The sequence below is a fragment of the Pedococcus sp. P2_F6 genome (genome assembly GCF_056403675.1).
This window is the reverse complement of record NZ_JBFUEZ010000010.1, coordinates 1-22984: the sequence shown is the minus strand read 5'-3', so window position 1 is coordinate 22984 and position 22984 is coordinate 1. Positions and strand designations below refer to the sequence as shown.

Below are 22984 nucleotides of genomic sequence, written 5' to 3'. Positions count from 1 at the left end.
GTGTCGCGACCCATCTTCGGAGGCTGCACCTGGAGCACGGCGTCACGCTGCTCACGGACTCCCGGCTCACGGCCCTCGACGTGCGCGCGGGAATGCTGTGCGGCGTTCGCCTGGACACCGGGAGTCGGTTGGCTGCTGACGTGGTGGTTCTCGCGACGGGCACCCAACCGAACACCGAGTGGCTCCAAGGCACCGGACTGGACCTCGCGGACGGTCTACTCTGTCGAGCCACACTGCACGCCGCTGGCTCCGACGTCGTGGTGGGCGTGGGTGACGTCGCCCGCGCCCCGCAACCTCTTCTGGACGGCGAAGCAGTGCGAGTGGAGCACTGGGCCAGCGCTCGACACCAAGCCTCCGTCGCGGCGACCAACCTGCTACTGGGCCCCGCGAAGGGACATGCCCAGACCGAGCCTCCCGTGTTCGGAACCACCATCCACCGCGCCGCCATCCGCGGGATCGGCTTCCCGTCCAAGGCGGACTCCAGCGAGGTCGTCTGGGGCTCGGTCGAGGCGGGCGAGGCCGTGGTGGCCATGCGTCGTCGAGGCCGTCTCGTCGGTGCGGTCGCCCTCAACGCCGCCGAAAAGCTCGACATCGTCAACAACGAACTGCGTGATTCCCTTGCCGCACCTTTGCTTCCAAACTCTCCCGCCGTGCAGCTGAGGTGAACTGCTCGCGTGGCACCAACCGGGGGTCCGTCGATGCCAAAGCCCACGTCGTATGCCGTGACCCGGCATCGTGGTTCTGTGGTCGCTCCGCTTCGTCGGCATCGCCCCAGGGGCCTGCTGGTGGTTACCTTGTGGGCAGCACGAGCGTGCGTTCGGGAACTTCGTTGAGCACCAGGAATGTGCGGACACCGGCAATGCCGGGGATACGCGGTCGCAGCTCGTCAGTGATGAAGCGTTGTAGGTGTTCGACGTCCCGCAGCCGCACGAGCAGCATGATGTCGAACTCCCCGGCGATGTCCGCCGCGTACTCAACCTCGGGCATCTCCTTGATTATCGGCATCAGGTCCGCCCACGGCTTCCAGACGTCGGTCGTGGACCGGAGCATGACTATGGCGGTGACGGTGAGTCCGACGCGCTTTGGGTTGACCGTGACGGTCAGGGACTCAATGATTCCCTCCTCCCGCAGCCGGGACAGCCGAGCGTATGCCGTGGCACGGGAGACCGCGGCGGCCTTGCTCAACGCGCCGATCGGTGCGCGTGCGTCTTCCTGGAGCGCGTGCAGCAGGGCGAGGTCGATGTCGTCGATCGACTGGTCTGCTGGTCCAGCGTTCTGTCGTTGCGCCATGGTCCACCTCGTGCCGAGTCGTGCGCTGATGTTGAGCGTGCCGCCGACGTTCCGTAGCAGTCTAACACGAGGTTGGACGATCAGCGTATTTTCGGAGGCGCTGCTCGTACGAATATCTATGCAGGAGTGTGTACGGAGTACGAATGCCTGGCATTCTGGGCCCGATCTGGACTTTGATTCAGAGGCCGTCCTAACGTCATCAGGTCAGACGTCGCAGTTGACGAGGAGATCTGGAACAGATGACTGAGATTCACACCGAGCGCGGTTCTGCCACGGAGCGGCTCCAGGCCCTCGGCCTGGACCTGCCCGCTGCCCGTGATAACACGAAGTACGTGAACCACCGCAAGTTGGACGCCAGCATCTACATCGCCGGCCAGCTGCCGTACAAGGACGATTGGCTGCTGGGCCAGGGCATCGTGGGCCGGGACGTCGAGGTGGAGACCGCCCGGGTGCTCGCGCGCCAGGCCGCGCTCAACGCGCTCGCTGTTGCAGCTGACGCGGTTGGCGGCCTGGACCGGGTACGGATCGTGCAGATGCTGGTCTTCGTGGCCAGCACGCCGGAGCTCGGTGAGCAGTCGCGCGTCGCCGACGCCGCCAGTGATCTGCTTCTGGAGGTGCTGGGCGAGAACGGGCGGCACGCGCGCACCGCCATCGGAGTCGCCAGCTTGCCGCTGAACAGCCCGGTCGAGATCCAGATGGTCTGCACGGCGGCATAGGACTGCCCGACAGAGGCGCGCCGGCCTCGTTCCACAGTCAGAAGAACCGGGCGCCCCGTCAGTCGAATCGAGCCCTTCCGACTGTTCTAAGGAGAGAATGTGCACCAGCTTCAACGAGTACTCGACGGCCTGCGCGACCGGGTGGACACCCCCATGCCGATCGTGCTTGCCGACGTGATGCAGCGCAACATCGACCGCATGCAGGGCTTCGCCGCCGAGCATGACCTCGACGTCAGGCCTCATGTCAAGACGCACAAGTGCATCGAGGTCGGTCGGCGCCAACTCGAAGCGGGAGCAGTGGGGATCACTGCAGGCAACGTCGGTGAGGCCGAGGTCTTCGCCGGCGCCGGGTTCGAAGACATCTTTCTCGCCTACCCGGTATGGCCGTCGGGCACGAAGGGACCGCGGATCCGGAGACTCGCAGAGACCACCCGGATGCGGGTGGGGGTGGACAACCTGGCCGCGATCGACGCTCTCGCCGACGCAATGGGCGAGGAGCCGGACCGGCTCCAGGTGGTGGTCGAAGTCGACTGCGGCGCTCACCGCTCCGGAGCTCCCCCTGAGGCCGCGGGCAGCCTCGCACGTGCCGCCCGCAACCGTGGACTGGTGCCGGCCGGGGTCTACACCTACCCGGGACACGGCAGCGCCGGTCCTGGTTCTCGTGAGCCTGCGGCGCAGGACCAGGAAGCCGCGCTGACGGCCGCGGTGCGCAGCCTCGACACCGTCGGCATCACGGCCGACGTGGTCAGCGCCGGCTCTACGCCTACCTTCGCGTACTCGACCGGCAGCCCGATCACCGAGATCCGTCCCGGTGAGTACGTCTTCTGCGACCTGGGCAACACGAGGCTCGGAGCGTGCGAGGAGGACCAGATCGCGCTGTTCGTCGCAGCCACCGTGGTCAGCGACTGGGTCCCCGACCAGGTGATCCTCGACGTCGGAACCAAGGCCCTGGGCCGGGAGGGCACCCCCGAGATCGGGTACGGCGGGATCGCCGGGAAGAAGGCGGTCCTGGCGAAGCTCAACGAGTACCACGGATTCGTTGCAGTGCCCGGTGGCGAGTCGCGTCCGAGCGTCGGCACCGTGGTCCCCGTAGTGCCCAACCACGTGTGCCCGGTCGTGGCTAGCTTCGAGGAGCTCCTCGTCACCGACACCGAGGGCACGATGCTGGAGCGGTGGCCGGTCGCCGCACGCGGGCTCCTCAGCTGACCGTCCACGAAGCCTGCCCCCAACGCCCACACCCAATCCCATCCCCCAGAACCTCCAGGAGAAGCCGAGATGAGACTCGAGAAGGTGACCGCGCTGGTCACCGGCGCTAGCAGCGGGATCGGCGAGGCGGTGAGCTCCCACTTCCGCCGCGAGGGCGCGCGGCTGATGCTGACCGGCCGCCGCGAGCAGCTGGACAGCGCCCAGCCCGACGACGTGTACCTGCCCGGGGACCTCAACGACGAGGCGTTCGTCGCAGGCCTGGCGGCGCAGGCCGCGGAGTCCTTCGGGTCGGTCGACGTGGTCGTCCTCAACCACGGCCTGCAGGCCAGCAGCCCGCTCACCGACATGGCGTATGAGGACGCGAGGAATGTGCTCCACAGCAACCTGCTCAGCTCGTTCCTGGTGATGAAGCACTTCGCGCCGCTGATGCCCGCAACCGGTGGCTCGATCGTGTGCGTGAGCTCGCGGCTCGGCATCGTCGGCATCCCGGATCAAGTGCTGTACTCAGCGGCCAAGGGCGGCCTGATCATGCTCGCCAAAGGTGCGGCGATCGAGTGGGCTCCGCGCAACATCCGCGTCAACGTCGTCGCGCCCGGCCTGACCACCACCCCGATCATCGAGGCATCGATCCAGCGCCGGCCCGACCCCGAGGCGTACCGCCGCCAGCGGGAGTCCCAGATGCCGCTGCAACGCCTCGCCACCCCTGAGGAGGTGGCCGACGCCATCCTCTTCCTGGCGTCGTCGGAGTCGTCGTATATCACCGGAGCGGTCCTCCCCGTCGACGGCGGGTACACCGCCTTCTAGGTGTGATGTCCAGGCACGTTGGTCGAGTTTGTGTGACGACACGGTTTGAGGCTGTGGATGGGTGAAGACCTCCCCGTGTGAAGTGGAGCTGTCTAAGAAACCGCTTCACCCAGGAGGTCTTCGTGTCCCACGCTACCCACTCGAACGCAGCCCTGACTCCACGGGCCCGGTTGCGGCTGGCGCGCTTGATCATCGACCACGGCTGGCCGCCGGCGCGGGCCGCCGAACGGTACGACGTGTCGTGGAAGACCGCAGCCAAGTGGGCGGCCAGGTACCGCGACGAAGGTCCGGCAGGGATGGTTGACCGTTCCTCGGCGCCGCACCGGCAGGCCGGCCGGACCCCTGCCGCGGTGGTCCGCAGGATCGTGGCGTTGCGGCTGCGGCACCGGCTGGGTCCGGTCGCCATCGCCGACCAGCTCGGGATCCAGGCCTCGACGGGGCACGCGGTCCTGGTGCGGTGCCGGCTCAACCGGCTCACCTACCTCGACCGGGTCACCGGTGAGCGGATCCGCCGGTATGAGCACGACCAGCCCGGGGACCTGCTCCACGTGGACGTCAAGAAGCTGGGCAGGGTCCCCGACGGCGGCGGCTGGAGGTAGGTCGGTCGCCAGCAGGGCGGCAGGAACCGTGCCACGACGTCGGCCCGCACCGGCGCACCCAAGAGCGCGTACCACCAGCCTCTGATCGGGACCTGCTACCTGCACACCGTGATCGACGACCACTCCCGCGTCGCCTACGTCGAAGCCCACGAGAACGAGACCAAGGAGACCGCCGCGCTGGTGCTGCGCAACGCGGTTGCCTGGTTCGCCGAACGCGGCGTCACGGTCCGCCAAGTGTTGTCCGACAACGGCGGCGCCTACCGTTCGTACCTATGGCGTGACACCTGCCTCGAACTTGGCATCACACCCAAGCGCACCCGCCCCTACCAACCACAGACCAACGGCAAGATCGAGCGCTGCCACCGCACCCTGGCCGACGGATGGGCCTTCAAGAAGTTCTATCCCTCCGAAGCCGATCGGCTCGCCGTCCTGCCAGCATGGCTCCACGAGTACAACCACCACCGGCCCCACTCAGCGATCGGCAAGGTTGCACCCATCACCAGGTTGGACAACCTGGCTGGACATCACATCTAGACGGTATGGAGTGACTGCTCGGGTTTGCTGGGTGGTTGCGGGCCGGGGCCTCACTCACACAGATTCGTGGGTTACCGAGTAGGGGCTACCTGCTCGGCCTATCCGACATGTGTGGGAGGCCCCGGTGTTCATCGAGCGTACGAGTGTGGGACTGGATGTGCACGCACGATCGGTCGTCGCCGCGGCGATCGACGGCGTCACCGGTGAGGTCTTTAAGGCCCGGCTGACCCCGGACCACGGCGATGTCCTGCGGTGGGTGCGGGGCTTGCCCGGGCCGGTCGCGGCCACGTACGAGGCAGGCCCGACGGGGTTCGGGCTGTACCGGGCGTTGACCTTGGCAGGGGTGCGGTGTGAGGTGGCGGCGCCGAGCAAGCTGCAGCGACCGAGCGGGGATCGAGTCAAGACCGACCAGCGCGACGCGCTGCACTTGGCCCGGCTCTTGCGTCTGGACGAGGTGACGTCGGTGACGGTCCCGAGCGTCGATCAGGAGGCGGCTCGGGACCTTGTTCGCGCCCGGGAGGACTGTCGCGGTGACTTGATGCGGGCCCGGCACCGGGTGTCCAAGCTGTTGCTGCGGCACGGGATCGTGTACGCCGGTGGCCAGGCGTGGACGGGCCGTCACGACGCCTGGTTGCGTCAGCAGCAGCTGCCCACCTCGGCCGGGCGGTTGGCGTTCGACTCCGACTATGACGCGGTCCTGACGGTCCTTGCCCGCCGGGACCGGCTCGATGCGGCGATCACCGCGATGGCGGCCGAGTCGGAGTTCACCGCGGTCGTGTACCGGCTTGGTTGCCTGCGCGGCGTCTCGACCCTGACCGGGTTCGCCCTGGCGGTCGAGATCGGTGACTGGCACCGCTTCACCGGGCCCTCGATTGGGTCCTACGTCGGGCTGGTGCCGTGCGAGCACTCCTCGGGGGCCTCTCGGGTTCAGGGCGGGATCACCAAGACCGGCAACGGGCACGCCCGTCGGCTGCTCGTCGAAGCCGCGTGGCACCACCAGCAGCGGTACGTCGTCGGCAAGACGATGCGGGACCGGTGGGACCTGGCCCCCGCCGCTGCACGGGCCCGAGGCGATGCCGGGAACCGGCGGCTGCACGCCCGGTGGGTCCGGTTCAACGCGCGCGGCAAGCGGCCCGTGGTCGCCAACGTCGCCATCGCCCGCGAGCTGGCCGGCTGGTGCTGGTCCTTGGCCGTCATGGACTGACCACAGGCCGCTCGACTTCCCGGCCCCCGCTGACGGCAGCGCGTGGAGTGATCCGCGGAACACCTATGAGCCGCAACAGGATCCACGATCCCAGTTGTGACGCTCGACGCTAGACATGCGGACCCGCTCCAGCCGAACAGCACCGTCCTGCGGTACCCAACCCGCGCATATCAGCCTGACCGCGCGTCGCACTGACACGCACGCCAGCACAGCCCCCCGGAGCCGAGCACAGAGGCGCCGCCCGGAGTCATTCCGGACGGCGCCTCGACCTGCGCTCTTGACAGGAAGTCACTCCATATCAGGTGTACCCGGCCATGATGTTGGTGTCGGTCCTGACCCGTTGACGTGAGGAGAACCTCCGAGTGAGGTGTGGCTTGTCTAAGGCCCACACTCGCTCGGAGGTTCTCGTGTCCCACGGTAATGCGTGCCTGACCGCCCATGGCGGACTGCTGAGCGTGCAGCGGCACCAAAGCCGGCTGGCCCAATGCCCAATCGCTTCAGCGTCGGGGTCTCACGCAAATGCGTACGCACCTGGATCGACCCATTCAGCGCCGAGGGCAAGGCGGGTCTGCCCGACAGGTCCTCACGCCCGGACCGGAGTCCGACCAGGACACCGCAGGAGATCGAGGCACGGGTCATCTAATTGCGACGGCGTGAGCGTCGGGTCCGGAGTGGATCGGTGCCGAGCTGGGCGTCCCGGCCCGCACCGTCTCTCGGGTCCTGTCCCGCCGCGGAAGGCCCAGGCGGGCGGCGCCGGATCCGATCACCGGTGAGACCATCCGGGCCAGCGAGGTCACCGCGGTCCGGAACAACGGAGCTCGACCCGGCGAGCTGCACTTCCAGGTCGACGATCACTCCCGCCTGGCCTACTCCGAGGTCCTGCCCGACGAGAAGGGCTCGACCTGTGCGGGGTTTCTCGACCGGGCGATCAGCTGCTTCGCCGAGCACGGCGTCACCGGATCGAGCGGCTGATGACCGACAACGCCTGGGCCTACCGGTACTCGCTACGCGAAACGTGCGCCCGACACGGCATCCGTCAGGTATTCATCCGACCTTATTGCCCTGGCAAAACGGCAACATCGAACGACTCAACGCACCCTTCAAACCGAGTGGGCCTACCGACATGTCTTCACCAGCAGCACCGCCCGCCCTGCCGCCCTTGCGCCCTGGATCGAGCAGTACAACACTCACCGGCGCCACCGCGCACTCGCAGGACTCCCACACGTCAGCCGCCTGCTACTCACCTGATGACTCGGTATATCTAGGCATTTCCTGGGTCCCAGGGGCGGTCTCGCTACAGACCCACCACGGGCGCCAGTTGGGATCGGAGGGTGCCGGCCTGGGGCTGCAGCGAACCGTCGAAAGCGGCGGATCCGATGGTGAAGGCGTCGACCCCGGCTGATGCGAGCGCCTGTATCTGGTCGGTCCTGGTGATGGAACCGGCGACGACCAGGCGGCCGGCGGTTGCCGCGCGGGCGGCGCGGACGAGGTCGAGAGGGTCGGCATCGGTGGCGCGGTAGGCGAGGAGGTCGACGCCGGCGCAGCCGGCGGCCTCCGCTCGTCGGCAGTCATCCGCGATGCGGTCCGGGTTGCCGGCAAGGCGCGTCGGGTGCCCGAGGGGTTCACCGGGAAAGGGCAGGTAGCCGATGGAGGTGCCGTGCAGGAGATCGAGGGTCTCCTCGATCCAGGTGCCGCCCATGAGCCAGTCGACGCCGAGATCGGTGGCGGTCCGGACTGAGGCAAGTGCCTGGTCCCGGTGGGTGCTGACGACTTCGAGGTAGGTGGTGGCGCCCATGTCCTTGATGCGGGTGTGGAGCTGGCCGAGGGTGTCGGGGTCGACACCGATGTCTTTGAAGCCGATGTGGGTGATGCCGAGGTCCTCGATGGTGTCGAGGACCTCAAGGCAGTCGGTGACGGTGCGGTCGTCGCGGGTGAGCATGAAGATGAAGTCCATGGTCCTTCGGCTTTCTGTTCCGGGGTGATGTGAGTCGGTGGGTCAGGGACGGTGCGGTACCCCTGAAGACAGGCGTTCGGCCTGGGTCAGGGCGGCGAGCAAGCTGGTGTGGTCGGCCGTGCCGAGACCGGCGATGTCGAAGGCGGTGCCGTGGTCGACGCTGGTGCGGACGAACGGCAGGCCGATGGTGATGTTGACGCCGTGTTCGATCCCCAGATACTTCACGGGGATGAGGCCCTGGTCGTGGTACTGGGCGATCACGACGTCGAAGGCTCCGGCGCGGGCTCGCATGAAGACGGTGTCGGCGGGCCAGGGTCCGCTGGCCTGGATGCCTTCGTCTTGCGCGGCTTGGATCGCTGGGGTGATGATGTCCAGGTCCTCGCGGCCGAACAGGCCGTTCTCCCCTGCGTGGGGGTTGAGGCCGGCGACGGCGATGCGGGGGGCGGGCAGGCCGCTGCCCTGGAGCGTGCGGTGGGTGAGGCGGATGATGTTGAGTACGCGGTCCGTGGTGATGGCGTCGATCGCGGTGCGGAGTGATTGGTGCACAGTGACCAAGACGATCCGCAACTCCTCGGTGGCCAACATCATCGCGTAGTCGGTGGTGCTCGACAGGTCGGCGAGGATCTCCGTGTGCCCGGGGTAGGGGACGCCGGCCATGCGCAGTGCTTCCTTGTTGATCGGTGCGGTCACCAGAGCCCGTATCTCGTGGGCCATCGCCAGCTCGATACCGCGGCGGACGTACTGAAAGGACGCCGCTCCGGCTCGTGCGTCGAGGGTGCCCCAGGGCAGGCCGGCCGGAAGGCCGTTCTGCGCAAGGACATACACCGTCCCGGGGACGAACGTCGCCTGGTCGACCGATGAGATGGGGCGGATTGCGAGCTGGGTCTCGGCGACCTTGTTCGCGCGGGTGAGAACGTCCAGGTCGCCGATGACGACGACGGGTACGGTGCGCCGGGAGTCGGCGCACGCCTTGAGGGTGATCTCGGGGCCGATTCCGCAGGGGTCGCCCATGGTGATGGCGATCGGGGTCATGCGTGCTCTCCTTGGTCGAGGGGATGTCGGATGAGGTGGCAGAGACGCAGCAGCGTGGCGTCGTCGCCGAAGCCGCCTGCCTTGATCAGCACAGGAAGGGGGATGCGGCCGATCAGAGATCCGCGCACGACGCCCGGTTCGGGTTCGTCCAGTAGGTCGATGCCGGTGGCCCCGAGGGGCTGCAGCACGGTGGTGGCGGTTTCTCCCCCGGTGATGATGAGTGCGTCGACGGTGTGGTCTTCGGTCAGCGCCTGGACGACTGCTGCCTGAGAGAGGGCGAGTAGTTGTGCGGTCTGCGGTGTGTGGCGTTCATCGGGTGTCTGCAGGGTGAGGAAGGGGGCTGTCAGGCCTCGCAGCGTCGCCACGGTCGCGTCCGGATCGACGCTGACGGTGACGCCCTGGACGTCCATCCTGGTGTGCAGCTTGGCCAGCTGCCGTCGGGTCGCCGGGTTGGTGCTGCCGACGACGATCAGGGTACGTCTGGCCGGGGTGGGCAGTGCGGCGTTGCTGCGCGCGGCGCGGCCACACCTTCTGGCCAGGGCGGCCGCCAGACCGGGGGAGCCGACCCACAACACGTCGTCGAGTCGTGGCACCGCGGCCACCAGGCGGTCGAGGTCGCCGTCGTCGGCCGCGGAGTAGACGATGAGGTCACCGTTGTCGATCAGTGTGGGCAGCTCGGCTGCCCGTTCTGGCTCCCGGAGAACGGCATCCGGGAACAGTGTGGTCAGGTTCGAGCAACGCACGGGATGGACCGGGTCGCGGGCATAGTCGCTCTCGTCGACCGGTACACCCCGCACGTGCTGGACTCCCGCCACCGTCGCTCTGCCCTCCGCGGGGAAGGCCGGCGCGACGATGACGGCCTGCCTCCGCGATCCCGACCATGCGGCCCGGACCTCCGCCGCGACATGGCCGCGCAGGGTGGAATCCACCGTTTTGAAGAGCAGCTCAGACCCAGCGAATAGGCGGCCCGCGCGCCAGGTACGCGACGCGGCGGCCTCCTGGTCCAGCACCCGGGTCCCGAGGTCAACCGCGATCACGCCCGCGGCGCCCTGCGCCACGCGTGCTGGGGTGCTGAGCAGGATCCGGGCGTCGTGACCTTGCTGACGGAAGGGGGCGGCACCGTCCCCTGCGCTGGTGAGGTCATCGGCCAGGATGGCGATACCCTGCGGCGCGACGTTGCGTAATGTCATGCCCCACCTTTCCGGTAGCCGGCCTGCTCTGTGACTAGATCAATACTCGTGCAGATGAAAGCGCAGGACAAACGATTCATTTGCACAAGACGTGTGAGTAAAGTTCACGCATGCGATGGTCTGCCCTTCCACCTTTGAACTCGCTGCTGCCATTCGAGGCGACCGTTCGCCACGCGAGCATGACGGCGGCGGCACAGGAACTGCATGTCACGCACGGCGCGGTCAGCCGACAGGTCCAGAACCTGGAACGATTCCTTGGAGTACCACTGTTCGAGCGACAGACACGCGCCCTGCGCCCGACGCCGCAGGCGCGCCAACTGGCGGCCATCGTCCGGGACGCGCTCGACCAGATCGATGCGGCAGCCCAGCAGATCTCACACCGAACACCCGCAGGGCCGCTCACTCTCTCGTGCGAGCCCACACTCCTGATGCGATGGCTTATTCCCCGGCTCCCGGATCTGGCCGTGAACGTGCCAGACGTCGCCGTTCACCTGTCAGCAGGCGGCGGCCCCGTCTTCTTCGACCGGGACAACATCGACCTCGCGATCCGCCGAGACGACTTCACATTCCCCGAGAAGGCGAGCCGGACTCGCTTGTTCGCCGAGCGGATCGGACCCGTCTGTCGGCCGGACCTCGCGACCCGCCTGACCGGCGCCGCCGGCCTATCACAGGTAGCCCTTCTGCACACCGACACACGGCCGGAGGCGTGGGACGACTGGCGACGTATCACCGGCATGAAGGCAGAGCCCGCCTCCCACCAGACATTGGAGCACTTCTACCTGACCCTCCAAGCCGCCTCGGCCGGCGTCGGGGTCGCAATCGCCCCGTATGCCGTCGTCCGCGACGACCTGGAGCGAGGGCACCTCGTCGCACCCTTCGGTTTCGTTCCCGACGGCAGCAGCTACTACCTCCTCAGCCGTCAATCACCCGAGCAAGACGGACGCGTCCGCCAGTTGACGGCTTGGCTGCGGGCCAAGACGAGCCAGCTCGAGAACGATCCCGAACCGGCCTGACCGCTGGTTCAGGCGGTGTCCCGTCGGGCAAGGTTGTAGAACCGCACCTCCTGGTACTCCTCGAGGCCTTCGGAGCTCCCCTCCCGACCGAGACCTGAGTGCTTGAGCCCACCAAACGGAGCGGCTGCGTTGGAGGGAACGCCCTGGTTGATGCCCACGAGTCCGGTCTCCAGGGCGTCGGCCACGTTGAGGGCTCGGTCAACACTTTCGGTGAACACATAGCCGGCGAGCCCGAACTCGGTCGCGTTGGCCCGCTGCACCACCTCGGCCTGGCTGCTGAAGCGCTGGATCGCCGCAACAGGACCGAAGATCTCCGTGTTGGCGATCTCGGCGCTGGGCGATACGTGGTCGATCAACGTCGCCGGGAAGAAGTGACCCGGGCCCTCGATGCGGCGCCCGCCGGTGAGCACGGTTGCGCCTTGAACGACGGCATCTTCGACGAGACGTTCCATGGCCTTGACGGCGCGATCGTCGATGAGCGGCCCGAGGGCGACGTTGTCCGCCAGTCCATCGCCAGTGACCACGTCAGACATCTTCTCGGTGAGTCCTTCGATGAACGCCTCGGCGATGCCGTCTTGGACGTAGATGCGGTTCGCCGCAATGCACGACTGGCCGTTATTGCGCATCTTGGCCGCGTAGGCGCCGTTCACGGCTCGCTCCAGATCGGCATCGTCGAAGATGATGAGTGGTGCGTTTCCACCGAGCTCCATGGATGCCCGGAGCACGTTGTCAGCGGCGAGGCGCAGGAGCACTTTCCCGACACCGGTCGATCCAGTGAAGGAGATCTTGCGGACGCGCGGGTCCCGAAGCACCGTCTCGCTGAAGGCAGACGGGTCGCTGGTGCTGATCACCTTGATGAGGTTCGTGGGAACTCCGGCCTCCAGTGCCAGGCTGACGGCGTAATAGGTCGTCAGTGGCGTGAGGTTGGCTGGCTTGATGACCACCGGACAGCCGGCTGCCAACGCTGGTGCGATCTTGCGGGTGGCCATCGCCAGCGGGAAGTTCCACGGGGTGATGATCACCGACAGCCCAACCGGGGCGCGGCGTGTCAGGAGGGTGCCTCCACCCGTGGGAGCCTCCCGGACATTGCCGCCCGGTCGAACCGCTTCCTCCGCGTACCAGCGGACGAAGTCGCTGCCGTAAGTCACCTCGGCGCGCGCCTCAGCAAGCGACTTGCCCATTTCAAGGGTGATCAGGAGCGCGATCTGCTCTGCGTGCGTGGTCAGGAGCTCATACCAGCGGCGCAGGGTGTCGGCGCGCACGCGAGGAGTCATGGCAGCCCACTCCCGGCCGGCTTCGTCGGCCAGAGCGACCGCCTCCAGCGCCTCTGCCGGTGCGGTGTCCGGCAGGCTTGCCAGAACCTGATCGTTCGCGGGGTTGCGCACTTTTAACCCGGTTGTCCCGGTGGGCAGATCCAATGTGCGTAGCACGTTGTGGGCGGCCCGGACCAGGTCCGGGTTGGCTGCCGCGAGCTGTGGATGCGGTCGAGCAGGAAGATCGGTGGTCACTGGGCTTCTCCCGTTGGCGAGGTAGTGGTCCATTGCGTCGGCGAACTCGCAGGGTTCATCGACGGGTGGCGGACCGGTTGAGGGCCTGGATCTGGGGTTCCTCGTCCACCGCGAACGCCACCGGGGCGGACCCGTCGGAGAAGTCGCTCGAGCGAACGGGAATGACATCAGCTAGCTCGGTGGGAGAAAGGGCTTGACCAGCCATGCGCGCTTCGCCGGGTTCCCAGTGCGCTCTTCGTAGGCGTCAGACGACGTGAGCGTCTTCGTGATGAGCCTCGAGGCGATGAACCGCAGCGGCTCAGGTTCCCAGTTCCTGGTGTGGTGTCCGACCCACGGAAGAGATGTCAGATCCGTGGTGTGGCCCAGAATCAGGTCGCGCATCGTGCGGCCAGAGATGTTGGCGGCGGTCACGCCGTGACCGCCGAAGGCACCGACGAATCCCAGCCCCGTTTCGCGGTCGAAGGTGGTTCGCATGCACCAGTCGCGGGGGACCGCCAGGGAGCCGCCCCAGTGATGGGTGATCCGAGCCTGGGCCGCAGCCGGAAACGCTTCACGCAGGGTTTCGCACAGACGTTCGTAGACCTGCGCATCCTGCTCGTTGTCGGGGGAGATGGGGTTGGTCAGCCGATATGGCGCTCCTCGGCCGCCCAGTGCGATCCTTCCGTCGACCGTGCGCTGGGAGTAGTAGTAGAGGTGCCTCACGTCCCCGATCCCCAGACCCTCCTGCCACCCGAGCTCATCCCAGGTCTGCTGCGGGAGGGGTTCGGTAGCGATCATCAAGGAGTAGAGGGGCAGGAAGCTGCGTCGCTCGCCCCGCTCGCGGATCGTGTAGGACTCCGTTGCTCGAACCACGACGTCAGCCAGGACTCGTCCGTTCCTGCACTGAACCACCTTGGGGCGCAGGTGCTCTGCCGGACTCTGTTCGTAGATCTTGACGCCCAGGCGCTCGCAGGCCGAGGCCAGCCCGCGAGCCAGCCGTGCGGGGTCGACGCGAGCGCAGTGCGGCGTGAAGGTCCCGGCGAGAACTCCCTCAGCCCCGCGGACGAGGTCGGCACACTCGTCAGCGGTGAGGAGCCTGATGTCCTCGGGACCGAGCCCGAAACGGTGCTTCGCCTCGACCCTTGCCTGGAGACGCTGCACTTGCGGCTCTGTGGTCGCCACCGTGAGCGCCCCGGATTTCTTGTAGCCGCAGTCAATGCCTTCTGCCGACACGACGCGACCGATCTCGTCGACCCCGTGCTGGACCTCGCGCTCGGCTCGCAGGACGCTGTCCCAACCGCTACGTCGTGCGTACCGCGCGCCGCTGCCGGCGATACCGGACGAGACGAAACCGCCATTGCGACCAGCGGCGCCGAATCCCGCGATCTCCGCCTCGACCACGGTGACCCGCAGGGACGGGTCCGCCGCCTTGAGATAGTACGCCGTCCACAGCCCTCCGAATCCGGCTCCGACGATCGCGACATCACACGTGTGGTCGCCGGAAAGCTGCTCTCTCGGCTTCAGGTCCTGGACCACCCCGTCGAGCCACAGGCTCCGGGACCACGGGCGGTCCGCTGCTGGTGGGGGGCCGGCCGCACCATCCGGCCCGTTCTTTGCGTATGCCGTGAGCTTCATGACGATCGTCTCTCCGAAATAGATGTTGGTGATGCTGAAGGAAGGATTGCGGGAGATGGGAAGCCAAATCGTGGTCAAGCGAGAGTCATCAAGGCAGCATTTGCGACCCTACGAGGTGTTTGGCATGACCACTAGAAAGCGGTGTGGTGAGATCGAGCTGAGTAGGTCATCGCGCGCTCGGCAAGGCTGCGGTCACACTCTTTCCTTCCAGACGTCCCGGGTGCGTTCGGCATCCGCGCTCGGATGTCTGACATGAGGACACGCTAGGGCCCCTCGTGAAAATGTGTCCAGATCTGGCGGTAATGTCCAGACATCCGTGTACTGAATCGCATTATGGCTATTTGTTTGCCTGGCCAATTTGGACTACTAGTTCAGATTGTCCAAGGGTGGCTGGGCGTCGCCCGAGGTCCCCCGCGCAGGAGGGGGCGCGGGGAAGTGGATGGATTCCGCTCCGGACCATATTGCGTCCAATGCGTGCATCCCCGTTTTATCGTATGGAACCTCTGGCCTGTGGAACTGACCCGTCTCGTGATTTCCCCACAAGGCTGGACGATGGCCTCGCCGCTGCCTAACCTCGGCCAACAACGCTGCCGGGCACCCTGCAGGGATGGCGACCCTGGAACTGGTGGGTGGAGCGCGCACGGGACCTGTCACAGCCTCGATGTGCCTATGGCTGTAATCGGAGCGAGACTGGCTACTGAGTAGGAGTCCTATATGAGCACCGCTCCCGCCGACGGCCAGAACCAGGCGGCGGAGGCCGTCCGTGTCACTACCCCTGATCGCACCACCGGGCGATGTATGCAGGGCAGGACCACGAGATGGCGGCCCTCCTGCCTCCTCCTCGACCTTGACGGCACTCTTGTCGACTCCGCGCCTGGCATCACAACCAGCGTCACTGCCGCGCTCAGGGAGATTAACGTCCCGGTGCTCGCTGTGGACGTTCTGCGAAGCTTCGTCGGGCCGCCCATGCGCCAGACATTTCGCGAGGTCGTCGGCCTCGACGACTCGGCGGCTGAGAGCGCTGTGCGGTCGTACCGGCGCCATTACGCCGAGGTCGGCGCCCTGGACAGCAGCGTGTATGACGGCGTCCCGGAGCTGCTGGAGGAAGTGGCGGCGGCTGGCTGGCCCATGGCGGTGGCCACTTCGAAGGTTGAGGACCAGGCTGTTCGTGTCGCTGAGCACTACGGTCTGGCCGCCCGGATGGTGACCGTGTGCGGCACATCCGATGTGGAAGGACGTTCCACCAAGCGTCAGGTGATCAGGGAGTGCCTGCGTCGCATGCACGAGCAGGGAGTGGACGTCTCCCGGCCACTGATGGTGGGGGACCGGGGCTACGACGTGCTGAGCGCCGCTGCCGAAGGCTATCCGGCGATCCGCGTGTTGTGGGGATATGGGACGCCGGAGGAGTCGGCCGAAGCACTCGCGACTGCTGAGTCGCCCCAGCATCTGGCTGGCCTGCTGCTGTCCTGGAGCGAATCACGAGTACCCCGCCGTCGCGAGCTCCTGAGTGGAAGCCTCAACTACGAAGGAGCTGTCCGTTGTGGATGCGATTGACGAGAAGCTCATTGCCGAACTGACTCGGAACGCCCGCATCTCCTACGCGGACCTGGCCAGCAAGGTGTTGTTGTCGCGCAACGCCGTGCGCCAGCGTATCGGGCGGCTGGAGCGGCAAGGACACATCGCGGCATACACCATCGTCCGTGCTGGTGACGACACCGGCGATATCGTCTCGGCACTGGTACTCATCTACCGGCAGGACCGCATGCGAGGCAGGGACGTGCTGGCTGCGCTCAAACGCATTCCCGAGGTCGTCATATGCGAGATCCTCAGTGGCGACTTCGACATCATGGTGCGGCTGGAGGCGGCCTCGCTAGAACGCGTACGGGACATCTGGGAGGACATCGCCAAGATGCCCGGCGTACGGGACACGGTCACGGCGCTCACCCTGTTCAGTGAGGTCAATCGTCGGCAAGGACTGCGAAGTTCACCGGTGCGGGAATGATCACCGCAGTCGGCCGATACAGCTTTCGCTCATGCTCAGCAAAGGCGGCCCTGTGACATGTAGCCCCTCGAGCTCCGGAAGACCCTCATGACGCCCTGCCGAACTGATTGATGCAGACCACCTTTGGCTGCGTCATGTCCTCGAAGGCGAAGCGCACGCCTTCGCGCCCCATGCTGCCGTACTTGAACCCACCGAACGGCATCGCATCGAATCGGTAGTCGGACGAGTCGTTGATCATCACGCCACCAGCCTCCAGCAATCGAGCCGCGGCCAACGCGCGGTCCAGACTCGAGGTGAAGATGCCCGCGTGGAGGCTGTAGTCGATGGCGTTGGCCTGCTCGATCGCGTCTTGGAAGGACTCGACCGGCTGAAGAACCACAACGGGGGCGAACGCTTCCTCCTGCCAGATCGAGCTGGTGGCCGGGACGCCTTCCAGGACCGCCGGCATGTAGAGGGAGCCCTCGATGTCGTTGCCGCACAGTAGGGTTGCGCCCTGTTCCACGGCGGCGTTGACCTTCGCCTGGGTGGCGAGCGCGGCCTCGGGGGTGATCATGGGGCCGACATCGGTGAGGTCGTCCAGCGGGTCGCCGACGCGCAGCAGCTCAGTGTGCCCGACGAAGGCGTCGCGGAACCGCTCGTAGACCTCGTGGGCGATGAGGATCCTCTGGGCACCGATGCAGTTCTGACCCGCAGCCCAGAACGCGCCAGAGACACACGAGCTCACCGCCTCGTCGAGATCGGCATCATCCATGACGATGACCGGGGCGTTGCCTCCGAGGTCCATGGCGAGCTTCTTGAGGCCGGCTGTGCGAGAGATCGCCTCGCCGGTGGCGAATCCCCCGGTGAAGGACACCATGCGCACGTCGGGGGCGGAGACGATGGCGGCGGCGATATCGGCATTGCCGTTGACGACCGTGACGACTTCCTCTGGCAGGCCGGCCTCGATGAGGGTGTCGACCAGCCGGAGTGCCGATAGCGGCGTCAGGGCGGACGGTTTGAGGATGACGGCGTTGCCGCCGGCGATGGCGGGGCCGAGCTTGTGGGCGACCAGATTGAGTGGGTCGTTGAACGGTGTGATGGCGGCGATGATGCCCAGCGGTTCGCGGGTGAACCAGCCCTGCCGCTTCTCGGAGCCCTCATACGAGTCGAAGGGGATGACCTCGCCAGCGTTGCGCCGGGCCTCGGCAGCAGACAGCGAGAGGGTGTTGACAGCGCGGGCGACCTCTTTGCGGGCCTGGGTGATGGTCTTGCCGGCCTCGCTGACGATCAGCTGCGCGAAGGACTCGGCGCGCCCCTCGACCAGATGGGAGGCGCCTTCCAGGATGGACGCCCTAGCGGCGCGGGACAGTGAAGACGCGGTACGGCGCCCGCACCTGGCCTGCTGCAGGATGCTGCCGATGGCGGTGGCATGGAGGATTGGCACCGAGGCGATGATCTCGCGGGTGTAGGGGTTGCGCACGGGCGCGGTGTCGGTGCCGAGTTCGATGCTTGGGGGAACGATGGTTTCAGACACCGTAAGTCTCCTGGAGAACAGGGCGTGTGAGTGCGGTGTCGTCGTCGGCGTGGCGCTGGTGGATGGCGATGATGTCCGACAGCAGGGCATAGGCGGTCTCGATCCGGCCAGCGCCGGGTCCGGACACCGTGACCGTGCCGAGGAGGTCGGTGTGGAAGGCGACCGCGTTGCCGGGGCCCGAGATCCCGGCGAGCGGGTGGTGCGCCGGCAGGGCGAGCGGAGCGACACGGGCCTCGATGCTGCCGTCCTCTTGGCGGGTGGCGGAGCCGACGAGTTTCCAGTGCAGCCCCTTCGACACGGCGTCCTGCACTTCCAGCGGTGTGATCGCGGAAATGCCCTCGCACGGGACGTCCTCGCGGCGAAGGTCGGCGCCGAGGACCTCGTTCGCCAAAATCATGACCTTGAGCTGGACGTCGTAGCCCTCGATGTCGGCGGTGGGGTCGGCTTCGGCATATCCCAATGCCTGAGCTTCCGCGACGGCCGCTGGCAGATCGATCTGTTCTTCCATTCGGCCGAGGATGTAATTCGACGTGCCGTTCATGATGCCCTGAACGCCGGTGATCTCAAGTCCGCCGAGCAGGCGCTGGGCGGTACGCAGCACGGGAGTGCCGCTGAGCACCGAGCCCTCGAACTCGAAGCTGACATCGTGCTTGGCGGCCAACCTCTTGAGGGCCCGGCCCGCGAGGGCGACCGGCCCCTTGTTGGTGGTGCACACGTGCTTGCCCGACTCGAGGGCCCAGCGCACATGGGAAAGGGCGGGCTCACCGTCGGTGGGGTTCGTGTACGTCGCCTCGACCACGATGTCCGCGGGCACGTGGCGGATCACCCATTCGTTGCGCGGATCGGCACTTCCGCCGGCCAAGGCGGCGAAGCTCAACGAACCGGGCTCCGCGGACAGCAGCGGTACAAGGTCGATCCCATCGATGTCGACCAGCGAACCGGCTCGCAGGTCCGTGATCGCGACGACGCGCAAGGTGAACCCTAGATCGGCGGACAGGGCGTCGCCGCGCTGAACGATGAGCTCGGTGAGCGCGCGGTTGACGCCGCCGAATCCGATGAGGGAAAGGTCGTACCGTTCCATGTGATCACTCCTTGGCAGTGCGCCCACCTGCACGGTGGCTCTGCTTGAAATTCTCACCCTCCCGCCAGTCAGTTGCTCCATGGCGAAACGGCCACAGAGCCTGTCGAACTGCACCTCTGGGTGACGATCTGTCGATCTCCACGGGTTGCGGCCAAGCCCGGCCGGGTGAACGCCCGCCCCGGGGCCTCCACCTGGGGCGGGTGGTCAGGGCACCTACGACCGCCTGAGCAAGGGGGTTGTTTCACGGCGCCGCAAGGGCCCGAGTCCTGCCAGCGATCACGCTTGAAGAACGCCTCTGCCACGCCCGATCTCACACGCTTGCAGATTGGACGATTTGACTCCGATCAAGGCTTCGGAGCACTTCCAGGTGCATTCCAGTCGCGATCTCACCGCAGATGGTCTGACATTGCCCCCATGATGCTTGACGCCAAAACCGCGAGTCCACACCCTAGTGTCTGATCGGCCGGCGACGTAGGACGAACGTCCAGCGAGCTGCCGGAGCTAGGGCTCGGCTTGAGGAGGAGTGCGTGACCAACCAGCACACACGCGGCGACAGCGCCGCAGCACCCGAACTGGTGGAGCTGCTGAACCGCTACCAGTTGGCGTGGGCCGACGGCGACATCGACGCGATCCTGTCGATGACCCCTCCAGATGGGGTGTACGAGGCATCCCGCGGCCCGCAGGCCTGGGGCCAGCGCTACGTCGGCCACGAGCAGATCCGGAACGCGTTGCTCAGCATGGGAGTGAATCAGCCTGGCCGGTCACGGCACGAGTACGGCGAGACCCATGTCGTGGGTGAGTGCGGGTTCGCGATGTGGACCAGCGTCGAGGACGGTCCGGAGAGGCCCCGGGTCACGATGCACGGTGCCGACTTCTACCGGTTTCGCGACGGAATGGTGGCCGCAAAGATCGCCTACCGCAAGGCTGTTCAGACTTGAGCCGAGCGGCTGCTGGCTGGCCGTCGCAGACGCGCCTTTGGCGGGCAGTCGCCCGCGCGGTCGGCTGTGAAACTCGGCCGGAAGAGGTACTTGAGTTGATGTCACTCCTGCGGCCCCGGCCCCGCCCTCGAGACCGATCCGCTACCTCCTCGACGTCAATTAGCGCAAGGAACCGGTTGGCCATGCTCGTTCACGCTTGGAGTCTCGGATGCTGATGTTCCTGGTACGCAGGACGTTGGTCTTGCTGATCACGTTGGGGGTCGTCTCCGTGCTGGCGTTCCTCATCCCCTATGCCGGGGAAGGGGATCCGGCGCGCAAGATCCTGCAGGCAAGGGTCAGCGACCCGGCGCTCACCCAGGCGCAGGTTGACGCCCTGAGCAAGGAGCTCGGCCTGGACCGACCGATCCACGAGCAGTACCTGCACTGGTTGGGGCATGCCGTGACCGGTGACTTCGGCTACTCCTACACGAGTCGGGTCCCGGTGGGCAGCCTGGTCGGGCCGGCGTTGTCAGTCTCGATCAGCCTCGCGATGGCGGCCCTGGTCCTGGCGCTGGTCATCGCGCTACCGCTGGGAATCGCGGCGGCGACCAAGCGGGGCGGCAGGATCGACAACGCGGCCACGTTCGCCTCCCAGACCGCGGTCTCGGCCCCGGAGTACTGGGTGGCACCGGTGTTGGTGCTGGTGTTCGCCCGGTACCTGGGCTGGTTGCCCTCTGGCGGCTGGTCCGGTGCGGCGTACATCGTGATGCCGGCGGTCGCGCTGGCGCTGCGGCCGCTGGGGTACTTCACCCAGGTCTCGCGTGCCGCCATGACAGAGGTCCTGGCCGCGCCATACATCACCGCCGCGCGCAGCCGCGGCCTGAGCTTCCCTCGGACCCTGGTCCGTCACGGGCTGCGCAACAGCATGCTCCCGGTCATGACCCTCTTCTCCTTCTGGTTCGCCGGGCTGCTGGGAGGGTCGGTGGTGATCGAGGTGATCTTCAACATCCCCGGGATGGGTCGGCTGCTCTACTCCTCCGTGGTCAACAACGACGTGCCGGTGATCCAGGGCGGGATGATGTGGATCCTGACCATCGCGGTCGTCGTGACCACGCTGACCGACCTGCTCTACGGCATCCTCAATCCAGCGATCAGGGTCAATCATGCCTAGTCTCACCACCGCCCCACCGGCAACCAAGCCCGAGCCCTGGCGCCGGACCGGACCACCGTCGCACCGGCCCAACATCTTCGGCATGGCGATCAGGGGGCTGCGCACGCGGCACTGGACGTTCGAGCTCGGCGCGGCGATCCTGGTGCTGGTGTTGGGGGTGTTGCTGTTGACGCCGTGGATCGCACCGCACGACCCGGCGGTCCAAGACCTGAGCCACGCACTGGCCGGCCCGTCGCAGCAGCACTGGCTGGGTACCGACCACCTCGGTCGCGACGTGCTTTCGCGGCTGATGTGGGGCGGCCGGTTCTCCGTCACGATCGCAGCCATCACCCTGGTGATCTGCGCCGTCGCCGGTACCGTCCTGGGAGCCTTCGCCGCACGACGGGGCGGCTGGGTCGACGAGGTTCTGATGAGGACCGTGGACGTGCTGGTCTGCTTCCCCGACGTACTCATCGCGCTCTTCCTGATCGCGGTACTCGGCACCGGCTACGGCACGTTGATCGCTGCGCTGACCGTCACCGGCTGGACCCCCTTCGCTCGCCTCATGCGTGGCTTGGCGCTCGAGATCAACGCCAAGGAGTACGTCGAGGCTGCCGAGATCCTTGGTTCCCCGAAGTGGTACATCCTGTTCCGCCACGTCATCCCGAACGCGATCCGGCCCGTGACTGCCATGAGCTTTCTCCGGTTCGGACACAAGCTGATCACCGTCGGCGCCCTGTCCTACCTCGGCCTGGGGGTCCAGCCCCCGGACTCAGACTGGGGCGCCATGCTGCTGGAGGCGCAGCCCTACATGGAGACCGCCCCCTGGATCGGCATCCTTCCCGGCGTGGCGATCTTCGTCACCGCACTCAGCGTGACCATGATCGGACAAGGCCTCGACGTACAGAGACCCCGCCGCAAGCAGGCGACTGTGGTGCCGGTTGGCGGCACCATCGACAAGAGGCCGGAGATGCCATGATCGAGCCAGTTGACCAGTCCTCCGTCGGGGCGCCGACGGACCCGAACTCCACCCTGTTGGAGATCCGGGGCTTGCGGGTGGAGTTCCCTGAGGTGGGTGGTGGTCCGGCGATCGACGGCATGGATCTGACGGTGCGACGCGGGGAGATCGTGGCGTTGGTGGGCGAGTCGGGGTCGGGCAAGAGCCTGACCGCGTTGACCGTGATGGGTCTGCTTCCGCCGGGGGCTGAGGTGGTGGGGGGCAGCGCTGTGCTGGACGGTGAGGATGTCTTGTCGATGTCGGGCAAGCGGCGGGACGAGGTCCGCGGCAACAAGGTGGCGATGCTCTTTCAGCAGCCGAAGGTGATGTTGGACCCGACGGCCCGGGTGGGCGGTCAGGTCGTCGAGGCGCTGCGCCGGCACCGCGGAGTGGGTCGGCGGGAGGCGAAGGCGCGAGTGGTCGACTTGCTGCGCGACGTCGGTATTCCGGAGCCGGCCCGGCGGGCGTCTTCGTTCGCTCATCAGCTGTCCGGTGGGATGGCGCAGCGGGTGATGATCGCGGCGGCGTTGTCGGCGGACCCGGAGCTCGTGATCGCGGACGAGCCCACGACGGCTCTGGATGTGACGGTGCAGGCGCAGATCCTGGACCTGTTGAGGCGCAAGCGGGATGAGTCGGGGTTGTCGATCCTGCTCATCACCC

The 22984-nt window shown here is 66.9% G+C and carries 20 protein-coding genes and 2 pseudogenes; 14 read left to right on the top strand and 8 right to left on the bottom strand.

Annotated features, from left to right (window positions below; all coding sequences use genetic code 11):
- Window positions 1-665, top strand: a 665-nt coding sequence (locus AC1DWP_RS19115) for an FAD-dependent oxidoreductase (protein WP_477616077.1), incomplete at its 5' end; no start/stop codon positions are given.
- 124 nt (window positions 666-789) lie between these two features.
- On the opposite strand, the gene AC1DWP_RS19110 is transcribed toward AC1DWP_RS19115, so the two are convergent.
- The gene (locus AC1DWP_RS19110; protein WP_477616076.1) at window positions 790-1290 is read right to left on the bottom strand and encodes an Lrp/AsnC family transcriptional regulator; all 501 of its coding nucleotides are present in this window, start codon (window positions 1288-1290) and stop codon (window positions 790-792) included.
- Between the two features lie 239 nt (window positions 1291-1529).
- Between AC1DWP_RS19110 and AC1DWP_RS19105 the strand changes: the two genes are divergently transcribed.
- The 6 genes and pseudogenes from AC1DWP_RS19105 (at window position 1530) to AC1DWP_RS19080 (ending at window position 7601) form a co-directional block, all read left to right on the top strand.
- Entirely contained in the window at window positions 1530-2006 is a 477-nt protein-coding gene (locus tag AC1DWP_RS19105) for a RidA family protein (protein ID WP_477616075.1), read from the top strand.
- 99 nt (window positions 2007-2105) lie between these two features.
- On the top strand, window positions 2106-3212 hold the full coding sequence (locus tag AC1DWP_RS19100; RefSeq protein WP_477616074.1) for an alanine racemase: 1107 nt from the start codon (window positions 2106-2108) through the stop codon (window positions 3210-3212).
- A gap of 69 nt (window positions 3213-3281) precedes the next feature.
- Window positions 3282-4016, top strand: a complete 735-nt coding sequence (locus tag AC1DWP_RS19095) for an SDR family NAD(P)-dependent oxidoreductase (RefSeq protein WP_477616073.1) — start codon at window positions 3282-3284, stop codon at window positions 4014-4016.
- A 122-nt stretch (window positions 4017-4138) separates the two neighbouring features.
- Window positions 4139-5149, top strand: a pseudogene (locus AC1DWP_RS19090) (IS481 family transposase).
- A 124-nt stretch (window positions 5150-5273) separates the two neighbouring features.
- A complete protein-coding gene (locus tag AC1DWP_RS19085) occupies window positions 5274-6353 on the top strand; it encodes an IS110 family RNA-guided transposase (RefSeq protein ID WP_477616072.1) in 1080 nt (359 codons plus the stop codon).
- 407 nt (window positions 6354-6760) lie between these two features.
- A pseudogene (locus tag AC1DWP_RS19080) lies at window positions 6761-7601 on the top strand (integrase core domain-containing protein).
- Between the two features lie 46 nt (window positions 7602-7647).
- Here AC1DWP_RS19080 and AC1DWP_RS19075 read toward each other — a convergent pair.
- Genes AC1DWP_RS19075 through AC1DWP_RS19065 form a run of 3 tightly spaced genes read right to left on the bottom strand, consistent with a single transcriptional unit; the run spans window position 7648 to window position 10529 of the window.
- The gene (locus tag AC1DWP_RS19075) at window positions 7648-8307 is read right to left on the bottom strand and encodes a HisA/HisF-related TIM barrel protein (RefSeq protein ID WP_477616071.1); all 660 of its coding nucleotides are present in this window, start codon (window positions 8305-8307) and stop codon (window positions 7648-7650) included.
- A gap of 42 nt (window positions 8308-8349) precedes the next feature.
- A complete protein-coding gene (gene pdxA / locus AC1DWP_RS19070; RefSeq protein ID WP_477616070.1) occupies window positions 8350-9339 on the bottom strand; it encodes a 4-hydroxythreonine-4-phosphate dehydrogenase PdxA in 990 nt (329 codons plus the stop codon).
- Window positions 9336-10529 carry a four-carbon acid sugar kinase family protein gene (locus tag AC1DWP_RS19065; protein ID WP_477616069.1) on the bottom strand — a complete coding sequence of 398 codons (1194 nt, stop codon included), beginning with the start codon at window positions 10527-10529 and terminating at the stop codon, window positions 9336-9338. The genes pdxA and AC1DWP_RS19065 overlap by 4 nt, the downstream gene beginning before the upstream one ends.
- A gap of 134 nt (window positions 10530-10663) precedes the next feature.
- Here AC1DWP_RS19065 and AC1DWP_RS19060 point away from each other — a divergent pair, with 134 nt between their 5' ends.
- Window positions 10664-11542, top strand: coding sequence for a LysR substrate-binding domain-containing protein (locus AC1DWP_RS19060; RefSeq protein ID WP_477616068.1), 879 nt, complete (start codon window positions 10664-10666; stop codon window positions 11540-11542).
- A gap of 8 nt (window positions 11543-11550) precedes the next feature.
- On the opposite strand, the gene AC1DWP_RS19055 is transcribed toward AC1DWP_RS19060, so the two are convergent.
- Window positions 11551-13050: an NAD-dependent succinate-semialdehyde dehydrogenase gene (locus AC1DWP_RS19055; RefSeq protein WP_477616067.1), complete on the bottom strand. Its 1500-nt coding sequence runs from the start codon at window positions 13048-13050 to the stop codon at window positions 11551-11553.
- A gap of 171 nt (window positions 13051-13221) precedes the next feature.
- Window positions 13222-14742: an NAD(P)/FAD-dependent oxidoreductase gene (locus AC1DWP_RS19050; protein WP_477616066.1), complete on the bottom strand. Its 1521-nt coding sequence runs from the start codon at window positions 14740-14742 to the stop codon at window positions 13222-13224.
- A 636-nt stretch (window positions 14743-15378) separates the two neighbouring features.
- Here AC1DWP_RS19050 and AC1DWP_RS19045 point away from each other — a divergent pair.
- A complete protein-coding gene (locus tag AC1DWP_RS19045; RefSeq protein WP_477616065.1) occupies window positions 15379-16218 on the top strand; it encodes an HAD hydrolase-like protein in 840 nt (279 codons plus the stop codon).
- The gene (locus AC1DWP_RS19040) at window positions 16205-16666 is read left to right on the top strand and encodes an Lrp/AsnC family transcriptional regulator (RefSeq protein WP_477616064.1); all 462 of its coding nucleotides are present in this window, start codon (window positions 16205-16207) and stop codon (window positions 16664-16666) included. The genes AC1DWP_RS19045 and AC1DWP_RS19040 overlap by 14 nt, the downstream gene beginning before the upstream one ends.
- Window positions 16667-16751: 85 nt before the next feature.
- Here AC1DWP_RS19040 and AC1DWP_RS19035 read toward each other — a convergent pair whose 3' ends face one another.
- Window positions 16752-18179, bottom strand: coding sequence for an aldehyde dehydrogenase family protein (locus AC1DWP_RS19035; RefSeq protein WP_477616063.1), 1428 nt, complete (start codon window positions 18177-18179; stop codon window positions 16752-16754).
- Entirely contained in the window at window positions 18172-19260 is a 1089-nt protein-coding gene (locus AC1DWP_RS19030) for a homoserine dehydrogenase (RefSeq protein ID WP_477616062.1), read from the bottom strand. Before AC1DWP_RS19030 ends, AC1DWP_RS19035 begins: the two co-directional genes overlap by 8 nt.
- A gap of 527 nt (window positions 19261-19787) precedes the next feature.
- Between AC1DWP_RS19030 and AC1DWP_RS19025 the strand changes: the two genes are divergently transcribed.
- The 4 genes from AC1DWP_RS19025 to AC1DWP_RS19010 form a co-directional block, all read left to right on the top strand.
- On the top strand, window positions 19788-20198 hold the full coding sequence (locus AC1DWP_RS19025; RefSeq protein WP_477616061.1) for a nuclear transport factor 2 family protein: 411 nt from the start codon (window positions 19788-19790) through the stop codon (window positions 20196-20198).
- Between the two features lie 208 nt (window positions 20199-20406).
- On the top strand, window positions 20407-21348 hold the full coding sequence (locus AC1DWP_RS19020; protein WP_477616060.1) for an ABC transporter permease: 942 nt from the start codon (window positions 20407-20409) through the stop codon (window positions 21346-21348).
- A complete protein-coding gene (locus AC1DWP_RS19015; RefSeq protein ID WP_477616059.1) occupies window positions 21341-22306 on the top strand; it encodes an ABC transporter permease in 966 nt (321 codons plus the stop codon). Before AC1DWP_RS19020 ends, AC1DWP_RS19015 begins: the two co-directional genes overlap by 8 nt.
- Window positions 22303-22984: ABC transporter ATP-binding protein (locus tag AC1DWP_RS19010; RefSeq protein ID WP_477616058.1), on the top strand; the 682-nt coding region annotated here is incomplete at its 3' end. The genes AC1DWP_RS19015 and AC1DWP_RS19010, both read left to right, overlap by 4 nt.